At 65.9% G+C, this 17,871-nt stretch carries 15 protein-coding genes and 1 tRNA gene; 8 read left to right on the forward strand and 8 right to left on the reverse strand.

Annotated elements, in window-relative coordinates; translation table 11 throughout:
• Window positions 1–8 precede the first annotated feature (8 nt).
• From flgL to GYH26_RS12115, 6 genes are all read left to right on the forward strand, one after another.
• Window positions 9–941 (forward strand): flagellar hook-associated protein FlgL, encoded by a 933-nt coding sequence (gene flgL / locus GYH26_RS12090; RefSeq protein ID WP_161541868.1) that lies wholly within the window; start codon window positions 9–11, stop codon window positions 939–941.
• Window positions 938–1,762: a hypothetical protein gene (locus tag GYH26_RS12095; RefSeq protein WP_161541869.1), complete on the forward strand. Its 825-nt coding sequence runs from the start codon at window positions 938–940 to the stop codon at window positions 1,760–1,762. The genes flgL and GYH26_RS12095 overlap by 4 nt, the downstream gene beginning before the upstream one ends.
• Before the next feature lie 12 nt (window positions 1,763–1,774).
• Window positions 1,775–2,713 (forward strand): HDOD domain-containing protein, encoded by a 939-nt coding sequence (locus tag GYH26_RS12100; protein WP_161541870.1) that lies wholly within the window; start codon window positions 1,775–1,777, stop codon window positions 2,711–2,713.
• Window positions 2,710–3,165 (forward strand): response regulator, encoded by a 456-nt coding sequence (locus tag GYH26_RS12105; RefSeq protein ID WP_161541871.1) that lies wholly within the window; start codon window positions 2,710–2,712, stop codon window positions 3,163–3,165. Before GYH26_RS12100 ends, GYH26_RS12105 begins: the two co-directional genes overlap by 4 nt.
• A 100-nt stretch (window positions 3,166–3,265) precedes the next feature.
• Window positions 3,266–5,095, forward strand: coding sequence for a sodium:solute symporter family protein (locus tag GYH26_RS12110; RefSeq protein ID WP_161541872.1), 1,830 nt, complete (start codon window positions 3,266–3,268; stop codon window positions 5,093–5,095).
• Window positions 5,096–5,138: 43 nt separating this feature from the next.
• Window positions 5,139–5,558, forward strand: coding sequence for a co-chaperone GroES (locus GYH26_RS12115; RefSeq protein WP_161541873.1), 420 nt, complete (start codon window positions 5,139–5,141; stop codon window positions 5,556–5,558).
• 122 nt (window positions 5,559–5,680) lie between these two features.
• On the opposite strand, the gene GYH26_RS12120 is transcribed toward GYH26_RS12115, so the two are convergent.
• Window positions 5,681–7,507, reverse strand: coding sequence for a hypothetical protein (locus tag GYH26_RS12120; protein ID WP_161541874.1), 1,827 nt, complete (start codon window positions 7,505–7,507; stop codon window positions 5,681–5,683).
• A gap of 4 nt (window positions 7,508–7,511) precedes the next feature.
• Window positions 7,512–9,029 (reverse strand): helix-turn-helix domain-containing protein, encoded by a 1,518-nt coding sequence (locus GYH26_RS12125; protein ID WP_161541875.1) that lies wholly within the window; start codon window positions 9,027–9,029, stop codon window positions 7,512–7,514.
• Between the two features lie 167 nt (window positions 9,030–9,196).
• Here GYH26_RS12125 and aceA point away from each other — a divergent pair, with 167 nt between their 5' ends.
• Entirely contained in the window at window positions 9,197–10,483 is a 1,287-nt protein-coding gene (aceA, locus tag GYH26_RS12130; RefSeq protein WP_161541876.1) for an isocitrate lyase, read from the forward strand.
• A gap of 8 nt (window positions 10,484–10,491) precedes the next feature.
• On the opposite strand, the gene GYH26_RS12135 is transcribed toward aceA, so the two are convergent.
• From GYH26_RS12135 to holB, 5 genes are all read right to left on the reverse strand, one after another.
• Window positions 10,492–11,184 carry a protein phosphatase 2C domain-containing protein gene (locus GYH26_RS12135; protein ID WP_161541877.1) on the reverse strand — a complete coding sequence of 231 codons (693 nt, stop codon included), beginning with the start codon at window positions 11,182–11,184 and terminating at the stop codon, window positions 10,492–10,494.
• A 7-nt stretch (window positions 11,185–11,191) separates the two neighbouring features.
• Complete coding sequence (locus GYH26_RS12140; protein ID WP_012844740.1) at window positions 11,192–12,055, reverse strand: vWA domain-containing protein; 864 nt, start codon at window positions 12,053–12,055, stop codon at window positions 11,192–11,194.
• A gap of 338 nt (window positions 12,056–12,393) precedes the next feature.
• Window positions 12,394–13,152 (reverse strand): tetratricopeptide repeat protein, encoded by a 759-nt coding sequence (locus tag GYH26_RS12145; protein WP_161541878.1) that lies wholly within the window; start codon window positions 13,150–13,152, stop codon window positions 12,394–12,396.
• Window positions 13,153–13,159: 7 nt separating this feature from the next.
• Window positions 13,160–14,125: a PSP1 domain-containing protein gene (locus tag GYH26_RS12150; protein WP_161541879.1), complete on the reverse strand. Its 966-nt coding sequence runs from the start codon at window positions 14,123–14,125 to the stop codon at window positions 13,160–13,162.
• A 74-nt stretch (window positions 14,126–14,199) separates the two neighbouring features.
• The gene (holB, locus tag GYH26_RS12155; RefSeq protein WP_161541880.1) at window positions 14,200–15,375 is read right to left on the reverse strand and encodes a DNA polymerase III subunit delta'; all 1,176 of its coding nucleotides are present in this window, start codon (window positions 15,373–15,375) and stop codon (window positions 14,200–14,202) included.
• Window positions 15,376–15,494: 119 nt separating this feature from the next.
• On the opposite strand from holB, the gene GYH26_RS12160 reads away from it, so the two are divergent.
• Window positions 15,495–15,571: transfer RNA gene (locus GYH26_RS12160), tRNA-Met, on the forward strand.
• Between the two features lie 56 nt (window positions 15,572–15,627).
• On the opposite strand, the gene fusA is transcribed toward GYH26_RS12160, so the two are convergent.
• Window positions 15,628–17,751 (reverse strand): elongation factor G, encoded by a 2,124-nt coding sequence (fusA, locus tag GYH26_RS12165; RefSeq protein WP_161541881.1) that lies wholly within the window; start codon window positions 17,749–17,751, stop codon window positions 15,628–15,630.
• Window positions 17,752–17,871: the final 120 nt, after the last annotated feature.

The following is a 17,871-nucleotide window of genomic DNA, read 5'->3' on the forward strand; positions in this document are numbered from 1 at the left end:
AGTCGGCCATGGATCCGCTCAACGTTGCCTTTACCCGCCAGCAGAGCCTCTATCAGGCCCTGGCCGAGCGCCAGATTCAGGAGCGCCGGCTGGAGCTGGCCCGGCTGCAGGAGCAGATGGCGACCGGCCGCCGCGTCAACCGTCCCTCCGACGACCCGGGCGCCTACACCCGGAGTCAGGCGCTGCGCCGGCTGGCCCAGCGCTACGACCAGCACGAGCGCACGCTGACCATCGGACGGGCCTGGCTGACCGCCACCGAAGACGCTCTCTCGACGCTCGTCGATCTCTTCAACAGCGCCTACGAAGAAGGCGTGCGCATGGCCACCGATACGGCCTCGACGGCCGACCGCGCCACCACGGCCGACGTGCTCGAACAGCGCCTGCAGGCCGTGCTCGACCAGCTCAACGCCCGCCACAACGGCGAATACCTGTTCGCCGGCACCCGCACCACCACGCAACCCTTCCAGCTCAGCGGCGGCACCGTCGTCTATAACGGCAACGACCAGACGCGCCTGCTGGAAATTGCACCCGGTCTCCAGATCGCCATCAATCTGACGGGCAACGATGTCTGGGAAGTGGACGAAAACGGCGACAGCGTCACGGACTTCACCATCACCGAGGCCTGGCAGGACCTGATCGATGCACTCCGGGCCGACGACACGACGCAGATTCAGAACGCCATGGCCCGGGTGGAAGCCGCGCGCGATCACCTGCTCGATCGTATCGCGCAGGTGGGCGAAACCTCCCGCCGTCTGTCGATGGCCGAGACGGAACTGCAGGACGCCCGCCTGCGCCTCGAATCGCAGCGAAGCGATCTGGAAGACGCCGACTTTGCCGAAATCGCCGTCAAACTGCAGCGCAATCAGCTCAGTCTCGAAGCCACCCTCCAGGTAACCTCCCGCCTGCTGCAAACCAGCCTGCTGAACTATCTGGCGCCATGATGCACGGATCGTTTCTGGAAAACTTTCGCCTGCCGCTGCCCGCATTTGAGCGGACGGAGCAGCTCGGTGAGCGGCTACGTGCGCTCTGGGAAGCCGTCCGCCGCCGGGAATCCCGACGCGTGCTGACCCAGGCCGCTCCCCTGCTGGCCCTGCCCGAGATGGCGGCTCCCGAAGCGCGTGCGGCACTCCTCAATGCGCTGGGGGCCGCGCGCATGCAGCTTCGCCACTACGAAGCGGCCGAGCGCATGCTGCGGCTCTCGCTGGCCGCCCTGCCCACCCAGTGGATGGCCACGCGCCTGCTCGTGCACGTCTGCGAAGTGCAGCGACGCTACGAAATGGCCTACGATCTGCTGGAGCACCTGCGGGGACGGCCGGCCATGGCTTCCTGGGACGAGCCGCTTTCCGACACGGAATGGCATCTGGGCATGGCAGCGCTGGCCTGGCGGCTGCGCCGGTGGAAAGTCGTCAGCACGCACGTGCGTGCCGCTTTCCCGAAGGTTACCGAGATGCCGCCAGCGCTGCAGGCCGACCTGCTGCGCCTGGCTTTCTACCGGGAGCGTCCCGCCGAGGCACTGGCCATGGCCCGCCACCTGCTCGAACAGCAACCCGACGAGCAGGCCGTCGATACGCTGCTGCAGACGTTCGTCCAGCAGGGCTGGAAACAGGAAGCCTGCATGCTCTACCGCCAGGCCTACCAGCGCTACCCGGAGAGCGAACGCTTTCGCCGACGCCTGGTAGCGCTCTGCCTGCAGACCGGTGCCGTCGAAGAGGCGCGCCGACTGGCCCGCCTGGGCGCGCTCTCGCTGGATGTCGAACCATAACCCACCGAACCGATGCACGCGGCGCGTCCGACCCTGAGCCGACTGGAACTGCGCTGTCCACCGCTTCCCCAGACACTGGTGGAAGCCATGAAATTGCTCAACCGGCCCGATCAGCTCGAAGTGAAGCCGATCACCCGGCTGGTGGAGCGTGACCCCGTCGTAGTGGCCCGCCTGCTGCAGATCGTCAACTCGGCCTACTACGGGCTGCGCCGCACGGTCAGCAGCGTCGAACGCGCCGTGGTGCTGCTGGGGCCGGTCAGTGTGGCCGGCATCATCGTGGGCATGCACATGCTGCGGCTGCGCACCACGCTGCCCGGTTCGGCCATGGCCTGCTTCAACCGACTGGCCCAGCACTGCCAGGCCACCGCCTTTCTGGCCCGCCACCTGCTCGAGACGGTGTTGCCCCGCCTGAGCGGCCAGACGGGCGTGGGCTTCACGGCCGGCCTGCTGCATGATTTCGGCAAAATCATTCTGATCTATAACTTTCCCCATGAAGCCGTCGGCTTCTACGAGCAGCAACGCCTGCAAAACGAAGTGCAGGCCAGCGACGAGCGCCACCTGGAGCAGCTTCTGTTCGGTTGCGACCACACCGAGGCCGGCGAATACGTGGCGCGCAAGCTGAACTTTCCCGATGTGCTCGTCGATGTGATCCGCTACCACCACGCGCCCCACCAGACGCCCGCTACCAGCGAGGCCTACATGATCACGCCGGCCGTGGCCGTGGCCGACCTGGTCGCCCGCACCATGGGCTACGCCTTCACGCACCCGCTGAGTCCGGAGCAGTGCCTGGAGCATCCGGCCTGGCAACTGCTGCTAAAGCGTTACAAACTGAGTGACTGGACTCCCCAAAGCCTGTTGGCCCACCTGCAGGAGCAGCAGGAATTCCTGGACCAGCACGTGCAACATCTGAGCCTCCCCAACCCGCTCCAGCATAACCGACGCGCCCTATGAAACTGCTGCTGATCGAACCCTCCCAGCTTCGTTGCCGCATCAGCAACCTGCTGCGGCTGGGCGGCATCGAAGATGTCACCGAAGCGACGAGCAGCACCGAAGCGCTCCGGCTGCTGCAGAAACAGGTTTTCGATCTGCTGCTCATCGGTCCCACCGTGAAGGACCCTTCCGGTCTGGAATTGCTGCGCCGCGTGCGCCAGATGGAAGGCCATGAAGATACGGCCGCGCTGATCTTTCTGGACATGCCCACCGACGAACTCGTGCTGGAAGCGGCCGAACTGGACGTGCAGGGCATCATCGTGGTGCCTTTTGAAGACGACTACCTGCTCTACCGCGTGCGCGAGACGCTGCGCAAGCTGCGCCAGCGCCGGCTGCAGGCCGAAAAGCCCGCCTACCGCAAGCGCCTGCACCTGGTTACTTCTTCCAGTCCCGGCAAATCCTCCACGACATAGGAGGAACCGTTTCCAAAATGCCCGCCGGTCTTCTCATTCAGCGCCTCGGGCCGTAGATTTCCGGGCAAGACCTTCAGCCGTAAACCAATCCGGCTCGCCCATGCACCTGACGTGGCTCGACGGCGTGCTGATCGCCGCCTATTTCGTCTTTTCGCTGGGAATCGCGCTGTATTACTATCGCCGCGCCGGAAAAGACACGTCGGAGTTTTTCCTCTCCGGCCGCAGCATGCCCTGGTGGCTGGCGGGCACCAGCATGGTGGCCACCACGTTCGCGGCCGACACGCCGCTGGCCGTCTCGGAGCTGGTAGCCTACAACGGCATCGCGGGCAACTGGCTCTGGTGGAATTTCGCGTTGGGTGGCGTGCTCACCGTGTTTTTCTTCGCCCGGCTCTGGCGGCGCAGCGGCGTGCTGACCGACGTCGAGTTCGTCGAACTGCGCTACAGCGGACCGGCCGCTGCCTGGCTGCGCGGCATCAAGGCCGTCTACTTCGGCCTGCTGATGAACGTGATCATCATCGGCTGGGTGTCGCTCGCCATGGAAACGGTGATCGACGTGCTGTTTCCGGGGCTGACGCTCTTCGGCCGCGCGTCGTTCACATTGCTGGGCATCAAAATGAGCGCCTCGCTGGTGCTCGTCGGACTGCTGGTCCTGCTGGTGGGCGTCTACTCGCTGATTTCCGGGCTGTGGGGGGTGGCCGTCACCGACCTGTTTCAGTTCGTGCTGGCCATGGTGGGCACCACGCTGCTGGCCTTCTTTGCGCTGGACTTGCCCGAAGTGGGCGGTCTGGCCGGACTGAAAGCCCGCCTTCCGGAGACCACCTTCCGCATGCTGCCCACCATCGGCGAGGCGGCGCAGGGCGCGGGCGTGCTGGCGCTCTCGGCTGCCGCCTTTGCGGCCTACGTGGGCGTGCAGTGGTGGGCGAGCTGGTATCCGGGCGCCGAGCCGGGCGGCGGCGGTTACATCGCCCAGCGCATGCTGGGAGCGAAGGACGAGCGACACGCCGTGTTCTCCGTGCTCTGGTTCAACATCGCCCACTACTGCCTGCGGCCCTGGCCCTGGATCCTGACCGCTCTGGTGGCGCTGCTGCTCTTTCCGGACGAAAACCCCCGCGCCGCCTACGTGCTCGTCATGCGCGACACGCTGCCCCCGGGCCTGCTGGGCCTGCTGTTTGCCGCCTTTCTGGCCGCCTTCATGAGCACGGTCTCGACCCAGCTCAACTGGGGCGTCTCGTACCTGGTCAACGACGGCTGGCGCCGCTTTGTGCGCCCCGACGCCGACGAAAAGCACTACGTGCGCGTCGGGCGCGTGCTGACCTTCCTGTTGGCCGTCGTCAGCGTGCTGGTCACCACCCAGCTCGAATCCATCAGCGGCGCCTGGAGCCTGATTCTGACCGCCTCGGGTGGGCTGGGCCTTGTGCTGATCCTGCGCTGGTACTGGTGGCGCGTCAACGCCTGGAGCGAACTGACGGCCACGCTCGTACCGCTATTTCTGGCCGGGCTGGCCCTGCTGGGGGTGCCCGTGCCGGGGCTGCTGGATCCCTTCCCCACCAACCTGTTCGCCGTTGTCGCCTACACGACGCTGGCCTGGGTGACCGTCACGCTCTTCACACCACCGACCGACACGGCCACGCTCGACGCCTTCTATCGCCGGGTGCGTCCCGCCGGACCCGGCTGGCGTCCCATCGCCGCCCGCCATCCCGACATCTACCCCGATACTTCGCTGGGCACGCTGGCCCTCGACTGGCTGGCCGGCGTCGTGCTCGTCTACAGCACGCTGTTCGGCATCGGCCAGCTCCTGGTGGGTTCGGCCGGGCTGGGCCTGTTGCTGCTGGCCGTGGCCGTCGGTGCCGGCGCGTTTCTCTGGCGCCATCTGCGCCATCAGTTGCCCCACCCTACCCCGGCTTCGCGAAACGTCCCGCCGGCCGATTGAGTATCAGAGGGGCGTTTACGAAGCAGCCGTCACAGCAGGCACCATGCACAAGTTTCGGGGGGAACTGATCATCGTCGGCGATCGCGTGCTGATCGAGCCGGACGAAGGGGAACGCCAGACGCAGACCGGCCTGTACCTGCCGGCCACCGTGGTGGAACGCGAGCGCGTGGGCACAGGCCGCGTCGTCAAGGTGGGGCCGGGCTATTTGATGCCCAACCCGGAATACTCCGAAAGCGAACCCTGGGCCTCGCACAAGGAGGCCGTCCGCTACCTGCCGCTGCAGGCCCAGCCCGGCGATTACGCTTTCTTTCTGAAAAAGGATGCCATCGAACTGACCTACGAAAACCGCAACTACGTGATCGTCCCCCACAGCGCCATTCTGGCCCTGGTGCGCCCGCACACCGAAGACATTCTGGAGAACCTGGACGACCTGGAAGACCTGGACGATTTGCTCAATTCATAGCCATTTCTCCGAAATGGTCGTTTAGTCGGCAAAGCCGCCACCCGTTCGCGGTCAGGGTGTCGTTCAGATAACCCGCTTTCCCTCACAGCCTGGTGCGCAGACGCCTTTGCTCCCTGGTATCGCTATCCCATCTGCTCCCACCAGGGCCGATCTTCGTCGAGCGCTACGGAAGCAGCGGGCGGCGGGGTATGGACGACGGAAGGCGGCGGTGGCACCGGGGGCGTCGGTGCCGACTCGGGTGAGGGCAAAGGGCGCAACCGCAGCAGGTAGGCCAGATAATGGGCGAACGTCAGCGGAGGAAGGGCGGCCAGCCGTTGGGACACCTGCTCCCGTTCTGTCTGCTGCACCTGCATGCGCTCGAGCAGCCGCTGCCGCTCTTCCTCGAAGCGGGCCAGCCGCTGGCGCACGTAGCGCTCCAGACGCAGTTCTTCGGCGGGCGAAAGCCGATCGGGCAGTTCGTCCCGGTAGCGAGCGACCAGTCCGGCCCGCCAGAGGTTGACACGGGCGCGCGTCTCGTCGCTGAGCTGACGGGCACGGGCCACCCGCTCGGGCGTGGCCTGATAGGCGTTGCGAATGCCGGCCGCCTTGAGCCGGATCACCACCTTGTGCGACAGCCCTTCGAACTGCGCGGCCTCGTCGATGAAATGATACTTCAGCCGATCATACAGCGCCTCCTCGCGCAATTCCTCCAGCCGCCGCATCCGGAGCGTCTGCTGTTGCGTGAGAAACGTACGGCGCTCCACGTCGATCCGGTCGAGCTGCCGGTGCAGCCGCTCCAGCAGGCGGTCGAAGAAGGCCAGTTCGCGCCGGAGCCGCCGCCGACGTCGCACGATCGGAAGCCGTCGGTAATGCATCAGCGCCAGCCCCAGCGCCGCCAGTCCCCCGATCCCCCACACGATGGTGCCCGCGGTGAGCCCGACCGCAAGCGTCAGGCCCGCTCCGAGCGCCCCCGTGCCCAGCACGCCCGGAAGCCAGGCCCGTTCGAAACGACTGCGTGCCTCGGATGGCCGCCGACGCGGCCTGCGCCGCCGAGGACGGACGGACCCGGTCTTTACCGCGCCCTCGTGCACCTCGGCCAGCGAGGGCACCTGCTCGGGCTCCAGGTGACAGGCCTGTCGAAGCAGCGTCACCAGCGGCCGGATCGGCTCCAGCCCGGCCAGCTCCTGAAACAGCGGCGAGCGGTCCGGTGCGTAAAAGTCGCCCGCCCGGAACAGCAGCGCTTCGTCGAGCGGGTAGCGACGTCCCAGTTCCGGTCGGTGCTGCAATGCCTGCAGCGCCGTGTAGATGACCAGCGCCGGAAAGCGATCGATCCAGGGCCCGAAGTCCGCCTCGCTTCGATCCGGGTGCTGGTAGTTGCGATGGCCGAGTTCGGGGCTTTTGCGACCGCGCAGCGCCGGCACGTACACCGCGTCGTAATCGACCAGCGTGAGCTTCAATTCGTCCGATTCCTGCGCGACGAGCACGTTGCCGTGCTGCAGGTCGCCGTGGGCCATCTCGGCCGCCTCCAGCCGGGCCACAAGCGCCACCCAGGCCTCGACCAGGCGCGCGAGCACCTCCGGCGCGTCCAGGTGTTCGGCCACGAAGCGGTTGAGCGGCACACCCTCGGCCCAGTCCATTTTCAAGAGCGGCCAGGTCTGCTCGTCCACCCGAATGCCGGCTTCCTGAAACGCAAAGTCCACGAAAGGAAGCGACGGGTGGCGCTCCAGATGTCGGGCCAGCGCCCGGTAACGCTCGGCCAGGTCCGGCACCGGAGCGTGGAAGCAGCGCACGGCCCACCGTCGCGCACGCCCCTGCAGCACGAACACGGTCGCAAAGGCCCCGCTGATCGCCCGGGGCAGTCCCAGCGCGTCCACCTCGGGCGTGGCCTGTTGCAGCTCCGGATCGGTGAAGGCCGTCTCCGGAAACTGCACCGCCTCGCGGTACTGACCGGGTGTGGGGAATGCCGGCATGGCGTCAGGGCAACCGTCCGTTGCGTACCGCTTCAAGTAATGCTTCCAGCGCGGCTTCTCGTTCCCGCTGCGCTTCCTGGGCCCGGTACACCTCGGGCTCGGCCGCCCGCTCGGCACAGTCGGCCAGCGGGCAACGCTCGCAGGTCAGGTTGACCTCCAGATCCGGCAGCGCCGGGTCCTGCGCAAAATGTACCTGCTCGCGGCAATGCGCGTCCAGCAGAAAGCCGATCGCCACACAGGCATTCTGCTCGGGCGTGAGCACCAGCGGACGCGCCAGCGCAACGGTAAAGAACGTGGCGTCTTCGTTGATGAAATGCATGCGGGCCGCTGCCACCAGCGGATCGCCTCCCGGGTCCGGCGGGGGCGTCTGCGCGGCCAGCCGACGCAGCAGTTGAATGGCCACCCAGCGGCGGCAGTAGTGCTCGCCCAGTCCGATCCCGTGCGGCACCGGCACCCGCGACAGGTTGAAGACCTTCGTGAGCTGGAAGCGGTCGGTGCCCGGCCGATGGAACAGCCGCAGGAAAAAGAGCTCCCGCAGGCCGAAGTGCTGCGGGAGCAGTTCGGTCAGCCGGTAGCAGAGCATTTCGGGCGTGGCGCCGTAGCGTTTCAGAAAGGCCCGGAGCACGGCCCCGTCCCAGTGCGGGTAGCTCAGGAAGGTGCGCAGATCGGCGCAGAGCGTGGCTTCGTCGAGCAGCAGCGCACCGGCGAAGTAGGAAGCCCGGAAGTTGTTGAGCACCTGGTCGAACGACTCGACGCGCAGCCAGGACGAGGTGATCGCCCGCTCCTTCAGGTCCAGAAACCGATAGCCCAGCTCACGGGCCAGGATGAAGGCCTGCTGCGCCGGCAGCAACCGGCCGTTGACGAACAGTACCGGCTGCGGCCCTTCGGCAAAGACGGAGCGAAAACCGTGCAGCACGGGATGACGCGGAAGCGTCTCCGTGTCGATCCGGTAGCCGTAGTCTTCTTCCAGGATCCGACGCAGGCGTTCGGGCGGAATCGGCTCGCCGGCGGGCAGGTCATACTCTGTCCGAAACGCGCGCGCGGCCTCTTCCAGCTCCGGGAAGTAGTTGTTGTGCAGTTGCTGGTAGGAGCGCAGCGCGGCAAACAGGAAGTGCTCTACCTGCACGTCGTACATCTTCCCGATCTCCAGGAAGGTGCGCACGAGCGCCCCGGCCTTCGTGGGCTGGTCCGTAAAGAGCTGGAAGAGATCTTCAGGCGTCAGGCCAAACAGCTCGAAGGGAAACTCCTGCACGAAAGCAGACGAAAAGACCACGGCCAGCGGATCGAGCCGCTCGTCGAGGCGGGGTGAGATCAGTTCCTCGTAGGAGACGGAAAAGACCGAAGCCAGGTCGATGAGTTTGTCAGGTTTCGGAAATTTTTTGCCCTTTTCGATCTCGCTCAGGTAGGAGACGGAGAGTCCGGCCCGCGAGGCCACATCCTGGAGCGTCAGGCCGCGTTGCTGGCGGAGCGCTTTGAGTTTCAGGCCAAGGACGAAGCGTACCAGGTCGGCGTTGAGTTCCATGAGACAGCTCGCGTGCAGTGTCAGGACCGCCCAGTTAACGAACAAGTCGGGCGAAAGTCCCTTTTGTGAAATTTCTGTGTTAGCGAAATTTCGCTATTGACATGTCAGTTCGCTGAACGTATGGTATCACCAGACGCTTCCAATTATCAACCAACCTCGCAGTCGCCATGCGTGCCTCCATCACTGCAGCCAGAGCTGCCCGTCTCGAAGCCGAATGGCGGTCTAATCCCCGCTGGCAGGGCATCCACCGCCCCTACTCCGCCGAAGATGTGCTTCGCCTCCGCGGTTCGGTCGAAATCGCCTATACGCTGGCCGACCGCGGCGCCCGTCGCCTCTGGGAACTGTTCCACACCGAACCCTACGTGGCCGCGCTCGGCGCCCTGACCGGCAACCAGGCCATGCAACAGGTCAAAGCCGGCCTCAAGGCCATCTATGTCAGCGGCTGGCAGGTGGCCGCCGACGCCAATCTGGCCGGTCAGATGTACCCCGACCAGAGCCTCTATCCTTCCAACAGCGTCCCGGCCCTCGTGCGCCGCATCAACAACACGCTGCTGCGCGCCGACCAGATTCACCATGCCGAAGGCGACGATTCGATCGACTGGCTTGTGCCCATCGTGGCCGACGCCGAGGCCGGCTTCGGCGGTCCGCTCCATGCCTTCGAGCTGACCAAGGCGCTCATCGAAGCCGGCGCCGCCGGGGTCCACTTCGAAGACCAGCTCGCCTCCGAAAAGAAATGCGGCCACCTGGGCGGCAAGGTGCTCGTCCCCACCGGCCAGTTCATCCAGACGCTGATTGCCGCCCGCCTGGCCGCCGACGTCATGGGCGTGCCCACCATCATCATCGCCCGCACCGACGCCAACGCCGCCACGCTGCTCACCAGCGACATCGACGAGCGGGATCGCCCCTTCCTCACCGGCGAACGCACGCCCGAAGGCTTCTTCCGCGTCCGTGCCGGTCTCGACCAGGCCATCGCCCGTGCCCTGGCCTATGCGCCCTACGCCGACATGATCTGGTGCGAGACCTCCACGCCCGACCTGGACGAAGCCCGGCGCTTCGCCGAGGCCATTCACCGCGAATACCCCGGTAAACTGCTGGCCTACAACTGCTCGCCGTCGTTCAACTGGAAAAAGCACCTCGACGAGGCCACCATCGCCCGCTTCCAGCGGGAGCTGGCCGCAATGGGCTACAAGTTCCAGTTCATCACGCTGGCCGGCTTCCACACGCTCAACTATGCCATGTTCGAGCTGGCCTACGACTACGCACGCGAGGGCATGCCGGCCTACGTGCGCCTGCAGGAGAAGGAGTTTGCCGCCATGGAGAAGGGCTTCACGGCCGTGCGGCATCAGCGTGAGGTGGGCACCGGCTACTTCGACGCCGTGCGGACGGTGATCACCGGGGAGCAGGCCAGCACGGTGGCCCTGGCCGGTTCCACCGAGGCGCAGCAGTTCCACTGAGCGTCCGCCTACCGGGGACAGTGCACCACCACGGCGGCCACGTCGTCGTTGCGCAGGGCGCGACGGCGGCGGGCCGCCGTAACGTGTCGGGCCAGTTCGCCGGTCGTCAGACGCAGCGGCAGCGTCGGATCGTCGCCCAGCAGCCAGGCACCCAGCGCATCGGTGGCCAGCACGAACGCATCGCCCGGAAGCCATTGCGCTTCAGTGACTTCAACAGGAGGTGGCATGCCATCATCCCGGCTACCGAGTAGCACCGGGCGGTGGTGAAACCGGCTCGGGTCGTCGATCGGCCAGGCCGCAAGCAGCCGGGTTCCGCGCAGGTGAAGCAGCACGGCATCGCCAACGGCCACGGCCCGCCAGGTGCCGTCCGGTTGCACCACGAGTCCCAGCAGCGCGGCGTGGGCGCCTTCTTCCAGCTTGGCCGCCACGTACCAGGGGAGCGTCTCAGGCACCTCGGGTTGCCAGGCGGCGCGCCAGTCCGCAAGCCGGTGCTGCAGCGCCTCGGATGTGGCGGGCAGATCGCGGCAGAAGCACTGCACCAGGTGGCGCGCCCAGGCGCCCGAAAAGGCCGACTCGGTAGCCCCATCCGCCACGGCCGCCGCAAACGGCCAGCCGGGCCGCACGGCGAAGGCATCTTCGCACGCGGTGGGTGCGGCGCCGTCCCGCGGCAGCCAGAACGTACGCACCAGCGGCGCGCGCATGGCCGGCTCAGCGCAGCGTGCTCGGACGCGTGCCGATCTCCAGAAAGCGCACCAGCGCCACCGGATCGGCATTGAACACGAAGCCGCGTGTGTCCATCGTCACGCGGTAGCCCTCCTGTTCGGCCGCCGCCCGCATCGTAAAGGGCAGCAGGCTCGACATCTGGAACAGCAGCACCGCGTACTCGTCGCGCGGCAACTCATCGACGCTGGAAGGCAGCTCGACGGCCGGCTCCTCGGACGACGAGAGATGCACGTTGAAAAGCAGCGTCTCGCCGTCGTCGGTGGCAAAGCTCCGGAGCTGTTGCGCGTAGCGCAGCGGATCGCCGTCGGTGGCCTCCCCATCGGTGATGTTGATCACGATGGGCGGGAAGGAATGCGGGTGCAGGTCGATCCAGGTCCGCACCATCGAGGCGGCCAGGTCGAGCGCCTGGCACATGGGCGTGCCGTTTTTCGCATGGGGATCGAACCAGACCGGAAATTTGACGCGTTGCTCCACGAAGCCGCCTTTACCGTCCGGCACTTTCTTCAGGCGCTCTTCCAGGCGAAGTGGCCGCTCGGCCAGGTGGCTGATCGGCACCAGGTCGCCCGCCACCCGGTACTCCTCGGCGGGACGAATCAACGGCTGCACACGTTCGCCGTAGCCGATCACCCCCACGTAGAAGTAGTCGCGCACGCCGTCTTCCTTGGCGCAGCGCAGAATCAGATTCTGCAGCAGACGGTTGACCACGTCGGCCAGCACCCGCGCCTTGCTCGGCGCGGCATCGCCCCGCTGCTCGGCCCCGCCGAACGGCTCCTGCATCGAAGCCGACTGATCCAGCAAAAACAGAATGGCCGTCGGCGAGGTCCGGCTGATTTCCGCAGAGTACGCCATCTATGCTCGTCTATGGCTGGTTTTCAGAAGACACACACCGGATAAAGAACACACGAAGGCGGGAAAGGTTGTCCCGCTGTTTGCCGAAGGAAATGACGGGCGGACACACAGGCGCACCTTACCACCAACATCTCCGACAGGGACGGACCTTTGCGTCCGCCCGGCTCATCGGACGCCGGAGGGCGCCCCTATCCCAAACGCTCCTCCCCGGTCGTATTTGACCACGAACGTGCGTTTGTAGCGAGCCGGAGAAGCGTCAGCCGGAATGACGCTTTTTTGAAACGGCACTTCGCTTCGCTCCGTGCCGAACTACGAACGATATACGCTCTGGCAAACGTTCAGCGGATGCGTGCCAGCAGACGACGGGCTTCCTCCTGGTAGGTCGTGTCGTCGGGTTCGGTGGGCGGTAGGGCCAGGGCCCTTTCCAGTTCATGAACGGCCCCTTCGCGATCGCCCAGTCGCAGCAGCGTACGGCCCAGCTCCAGGTGGTGTACCACGCGCTCGCGGAGGGCCAGCGCCCGCCGGAAGTCCTCGGCCGCTTCCTCCAGCGAGGCATCCGGAAGCCCACCGTAGATCAGGCGGACCAGCGTGCGCTCGAAAAAGTTGAGCGTGGCGACTTCGTAGTGCCAGCGACCGCGCAGGTGGTAGGCGATGTCGTCGTTCGGATCGAGCGCGAGTGCGCGGTCGATATAGGCGCGGATCTGGCGGGCACGCTCCACCTTGTCCCGCGGACCGGAGACCAGCGCCAGCCGTCCGGCGGCGATGGCGGCCGCCACGTAGGCGCGGCTGTTGAGCGAGTCGGCGGCAATGGCGGCGCGGGCATCCTTCAGCCCCAGCCGGTACAATTCGCGCCGGCGCTCTTTATCGCGAGCGCGCAGGCCGAGTTCGACGCGCACGCGCGACCGACGCCAGAGCAGTTCGGCGGCGTTCGGGTTGCGTTGCAGACTGTCGTCCAGCAGCGCCAGCGCCTCCTCGAAAGCCCCCTGTTGCCACAGACTGTCCACGTGGGCCAGCCACAGGCCGTCCTGGGCCCACCCTACCTTCGCGCCAAGCAGCCAGAGCGCAACGATCAGCAGTCGGGTTTTGCCCGAACGCACCGTTCCTTCAGGATTTGCCCGTGGTGGTTCTGGGCCGAAGATACGGCTGCACGTCCTCAAGGGCCATATCTTCCCAGCTTCCGTCTTCGTACTGAATCCAGACGCGCCGTTTGAAGATGTCCAGCTTCTGGACCGTCCCCCGACCGCGCTCGGTCTCGACCGGCGTGTCCACCGGTGGAAAGTCTTTCAGCGCGGCCATGTACTGTTCCAGTTCGTAGTTCAGGCAGCACTTCAGCCGGCCGCACTGGCCGCTCAGGCGGGCCGGGTTCAGCGGCAGGTTCTGAATCTTGGCCGTCTGGGTGGCCACCGGCTTGAACTCCTGCAGCCAGGTGGAACAGCAGAGTTCACGACCACAGGAGCCGATGCCCCCGATGCGGGCCGCCTCGTCGCGAGCGCCGATCTGACGCAGCTCGACGCGCGTGCGAAACGTACGGGCCAGCTCGCGCACCAGTTGTCGGAAGTCCACGCGATGATCGGCCGTGAAGTAGAAGGTGATCTTCTTGTGATCGAATTGCCATTCGGCATCGACCAGCTTCATGGGAAGCCCCAGCCGTTCGATGGCCTCGCGGGCGATGTAGAACGCCTCGATCTCCTGCTGTTTGTTGGCTTCCCAGCGGTCGATGTCGTCGAGCGTGGCCAGACGCACGATGCGCGGGAACTCGGCATCGTCGTCGAGCCCCTTGGCACGCACGCGCAGGCGGACGAGCTCGCCGGTCAGGTGGACGATCCCGAAGTGCACGCCCCGATCCGCTTCCACGATCACGTAGTCCCCTGCCTGAAGGTCCAGTCGATCCACGTTGCGGTAAAGTCCTTTGCGGCGGCCTTTGAAGCGGACCTCCACGATGTCGTAGGTCGGATAGGGGCCGCTGAGGTGACTCAGCCAGTCGAACACGTGCAGCGAGGGGCAGCCGTTGCCGGAGGCGCACCCGCCGCCGCATCCCCCTCCCTGCACGCACGCACTACCACAGGCCATGGTCTATGATCAGGCAGATTTTTCGAAGCCAGCGTGTCTCTGATAGACCCGCGCGGACCTCAAGGTTCCGCGGCTCAGGCCAGTCCGAGCGCCAGCGGGTCGTCCAGCGCCGGCACGAGGCGCTCCGGTGCCCGGCCGTGCATGGCGTCGCGCAACGCCGCGGCCAGCACGCTCAGCACCAGAAACGGCTGCACGTTCCGCTCGATCAACTCGAGCGCTTCTTCGAGCAGTCGTGCCATACCCTCCAGGTCGGCTTCGGGCAGGTTCTGGCAGAAGCGCCGGATGGCCTCCTGCTGGTCCAGGTTGACCAGCTCGGCTCCGTCGCCGAGCGTCCGAAACAACACCAGGTCGCGCACCCAGCCCAGCATGAGCTGTAGCAATCCCTTGAGGCGCTCGCGTCCCAGCGCGCTCAACTGTTCCACCAGATCGACCAGCGCCTCGCTGTGGAAGCGGTAGGCCTGGCGCAGGAAGGCCAGCGCCTGCTCACGGTCGGCCTGCAGCACCTCGTTTTCGAGCAGGTCGAGCGCCCGGCTGTAGGAGCCGTCGGCCATGCGCGCCAGCACCATGGCCCGCGCTTCGTCCACCCCCTCTCGCTCCACAAGGGCCTGTGCGATCGCCTCGGCCGGCAGTGGATCGAACCGGAGGTGCTGGCAGCGCGAGCGAACGGTGGGCAGCAGATGATCGGGACGAGACGTGGTCAGGATGAACACCGTCTGCGGGCCCGGTTCTTCCAGCAGCTTCAGGAAAGCGTTGGCCGCCTCGACCCGCATCCGGTCGGCATCGATCAGGATGGCGACTTTGTAGCGGCCTTCCAATGGTTTGAAGCTGACGCTGCGCCGGAGCGATTCGTTGATACGGGCCACGGAATAGAACGCCTGCTTGTTGGACGCCCGCGTCGGGTCGTCCAGCACGGGCCGGCGAATGTAATCCACGGTGGCGTAGGGCTCGGCGGCCAGTCGTTGCAGACGTTCGTAGAGGTCGTCCGGGTCGGCGTCGCTGGGATGCGGCAGCATCACCTGAACGTCCGGGTGAATCAGGCGCTGCACCTTGGTACAGGGCACGCACTGGCCGCACGGATCGCTCCCACCCTGCTCGCACTGCAGCGCCTGCGCGAAGGTCAATGCAGCCGCCCGCTTGCCCGTCCCGTCGGGGCCGTAGAACAGATAGGCGTGGGCCACGCGCTGCTGCGCCAGCGCCCGCCGCAACGCCTCGACGACGCGTTCCTGTCCGATGATGCGATCCCAGGTCATGGGCCTGTCGTTTTGCACGCTATTAACGGGACGGGCCGAAACAAAGTGCCCGCCTTGCTCATTGGCAAGGACGCTTGCGGGAACGTTGGTGCCCGCCGTAATTTCAAGTAAAGGCGTCTGGCGCGGTAGCTCAGTCGGTTAGAGCGTCGGATTCATAACCCGGAGGTCGAGGGTTCGAATCCCTCCCGCGCCACCACGAAAAAAGCGCCCCGACGGCGAATCGGGGCGCTTTTCGTTTATGGATCGCAAGACTCAGGCCTCCTGCATGGCCTCGGCCTCGGCCACGACTTTCTCCTGCACGTGGCGCGGCATGGGCTCGTAGTGGCTGAAGCGGGCCCGATGGATACCGCGTCCCTGCGTGAGCGAGCGCAGCGTCGTGGCGTAGCGGTACAGCTCGGCCTCGGGCACGTAGGCCTTGATCTTCTGGAAGACGCCTTCCGTCTCGATCCCCTGAATGCGGGCGCGGCGCGTGTTCAGATCGCCCATCACGTCACCGGTGAAGGCGTCGGGCACGATCACCTCCACCTCGTCGATGGGCTCCAGCAGCACGGGTTGCGCTTTCTTGAACGCCTCGCGGAAGGCCATGCGGGCGGCCGTCTTGAAGGCCGCCTCGTTGGAGTCGACCGGGTGCATACCGCCGTGGTAGATGATCACGCGCACGTCGCCCACCGGATAGCCCGCGATCGGACCGTTCTGCATGGCCTCCAGCACGCCTTTCTGGATGGCGCCGAAGAACCGCTTCATGTCGATGACGCCTCCCACGATCGCATCGACGAAGTGCACGCGCGCGCCCCAGTTCGTCTCGACGGTCACCTCGCCGCGCACGGTGATGTCCGAGGGCGGCTGGAACGGTTCGGTCAACGGCTCGATGTGGATGGAAATGTCGGCGAACTGTCCGGCACCGCCCGTCTGCTTCTTGTGGCGGTAGGAGGTGCGGGCGCTCGTCTGGATCGTCTCCCGGTAGGCTACCTTCGGCTTGACGAACTCCACCTCCACGCCAAAGCGGTTCTTGAGCCGGAAACGGGCGATCTCCAGGTGCATCTCGCCCTGTCCGGCCAGCACGATCTGGCGCAACAGCGGATCCTGAATGATCTTCAGCGAGGGATCCTCCTCGACGAGCTGGTGCAGCCCCTGCATCATCTTGTCTTCGTCGCCCTCGCGGAGCGGGCGCACGGCCACCGCGTAGCGCGGCTCGGGGAATTCGATGGGCGGCAGCACGTAGGACGTCCCTTTGGGCCGGAGCGTGTTGTTCGTGTGCGTGTCGCGGAGCTTGACCGTGGCGCCCAGATCGCCGGCCACCATGCGCGGGACGGCCTCCCGCTCACGCCCGTTCATGGCATAGAGCGTACCCAGCCGCTCCATGGTGCCGGTCTGGGCGTTTTCCAGGTCCATCCCCTGCTCCAGCGTGCCCGAGTAGACGCGGAAGTAGGAGAAATCGCCCACATGCTGCTCGGCCATCGTGCGGAAGATGAAGGCCACCGGCGGCCCCGACGGATCGGGCGCCAGCGTGCCGCCGTCCACCAGCTTCGCGGGTGGCATGTCGGCGGGCGAGGGTGCCACGTTGACCAGAAAACTCAGCAGCCGCGAGATGCCGATCACCTCGGTGGCGCTCACCACGAAGATCGGGAAGAGCTGTCGGCGGATCATGGCCGCCCGGAGCCCCTTGCGCATTTCGTCTTCGGTAAGCGTGCCCTTCTCGAAGTAGAGCTCCATCAGGCCCTCATCGTTTTCCGCAATGTCTTCGATGAGCGCCGTATGGAGCTCTTCCGCCTCCTCGCGGAAGGCCGGATCGATCTCGTTTTCCTCCGGCGTGAGGCTGCCTTTCGGGTAGGTGAGCTGCTTCATGTGCAGCACGTCGATGATCGTGCGCGTGCCCGTCCCGGCCGGAATTTGCACCACCGTGGCCCCGCGCCCGAACCGTTCCTTGATCTGCGCTACCAGCGTACGGAAATCGGACTCGGCCCGGTCCAGGTGGTTGACCACGAACATCGACGGAATCTCCTGCTTGAGACCGTACTCCCAGGCCAGCTCCGTGCCCACCTGGACGCCTTCGACAGCGTTCATCACGTAGATGGCCAGATCCGCCACCCGGAGCGCGGCCAGTACTTCTCCGACGAAGTCCGGGTAGCCCGGCGTGTCGAGCACATTGATTTTATGGTCCTGCCAGGGCACATGCAGCAGCGACGTGAAGACCGACATGCCGCGCTCCTTCTCGCTGGGGTGGTAGTCGCTGACCGTGTTGCCCTCTTCGATCGACCCCATGCGCGAGATGACGCCGGCCGTGTAGAGCATCGCCTCGGCCAGCATTGTTTTACCGCTCCCCTGGTGTCCGACCAGCGCAACGTTACGAATGTGCGTGGCTTCGTAGACCTTCATAGGCACCTCCTGCTGGTTTGGAACCGGGCCGAAGCGCTTTCATGAACGCCCCGCAAAACCCCGGCTGTTTTCGGAAAAGAACTGTCCCTTTCGGGTTTTGTTTAAGATACAAGCGAATCC

This window comes from Rhodothermus marinus (genome assembly GCF_009936275.1).
Taxonomy (GTDB): domain Bacteria; phylum Bacteroidota; class Rhodothermia; order Rhodothermales; family Rhodothermaceae; genus Rhodothermus; species Rhodothermus marinus_A.

Excerpts from the sequence above, each read along its gene's own strand:
- aceA (WP_161541876.1), top strand. The coding sequence starts at position 9,197 with ATGCGTGCCTCCATCACTGCAGCCAGAGCTGCCCGTCTCGAAGCCGAA.
- GYH26_RS12125 (WP_161541875.1), bottom strand. The coding sequence starts at position 9,029 with ATGGAACTCAACGCCGACCTGGTACGCTTCGTCCTTGGCCTGAAACTC.
- GYH26_RS12150 (WP_161541879.1), bottom strand. The coding sequence starts at position 14,125 with ATGGCCTGTGGTAGTGCGTGCGTGCAGGGAGGGGGATGCGGCGGCGGG.
- GYH26_RS12140 (WP_012844740.1), bottom strand. The coding sequence starts at position 12,055 with ATGGCGTACTCTGCGGAAATCAGCCGGACCTCGCCGACGGCCATTCTG.
- fusA (WP_161541881.1), bottom strand. The coding sequence starts at position 17,751 with ATGAAGGTCTACGAAGCCACGCACATTCGTAACGTTGCGCTGGTCGGA.
- flgL (WP_161541868.1), top strand. The coding sequence starts at position 9 with ATGGATCCGCTCAACGTTGCCTTTACCCGCCAGCAGAGCCTCTATCAG.
- GYH26_RS12095 (WP_161541869.1), top strand. The coding sequence starts at position 938 with ATGATGCACGGATCGTTTCTGGAAAACTTTCGCCTGCCGCTGCCCGCA.
- holB (WP_161541880.1), bottom strand. The coding sequence starts at position 15,375 with ATGACCTGGGATCGCATCATCGGACAGGAACGCGTCGTCGAGGCGTTG.
- GYH26_RS12105 (WP_161541871.1), top strand. The coding sequence starts at position 2,710 with ATGAAACTGCTGCTGATCGAACCCTCCCAGCTTCGTTGCCGCATCAGC.
- GYH26_RS12120 (WP_161541874.1), bottom strand. The coding sequence starts at position 7,507 with ATGCCGGCATTCCCCACACCCGGTCAGTACCGCGAGGCGGTGCAGTTT.
- GYH26_RS12135 (WP_161541877.1), bottom strand. The coding sequence starts at position 11,184 with ATGCGCGCGCCGCTGGTGCGTACGTTCTGGCTGCCGCGGGACGGCGCC.
- GYH26_RS12100 (WP_161541870.1), top strand. The coding sequence starts at position 1,775 with ATGCACGCGGCGCGTCCGACCCTGAGCCGACTGGAACTGCGCTGTCCA.
- GYH26_RS12115 (WP_161541873.1), top strand. The coding sequence starts at position 5,139 with ATGCACAAGTTTCGGGGGGAACTGATCATCGTCGGCGATCGCGTGCTG.
- GYH26_RS12110 (WP_161541872.1), top strand. The coding sequence starts at position 3,266 with ATGCACCTGACGTGGCTCGACGGCGTGCTGATCGCCGCCTATTTCGTC.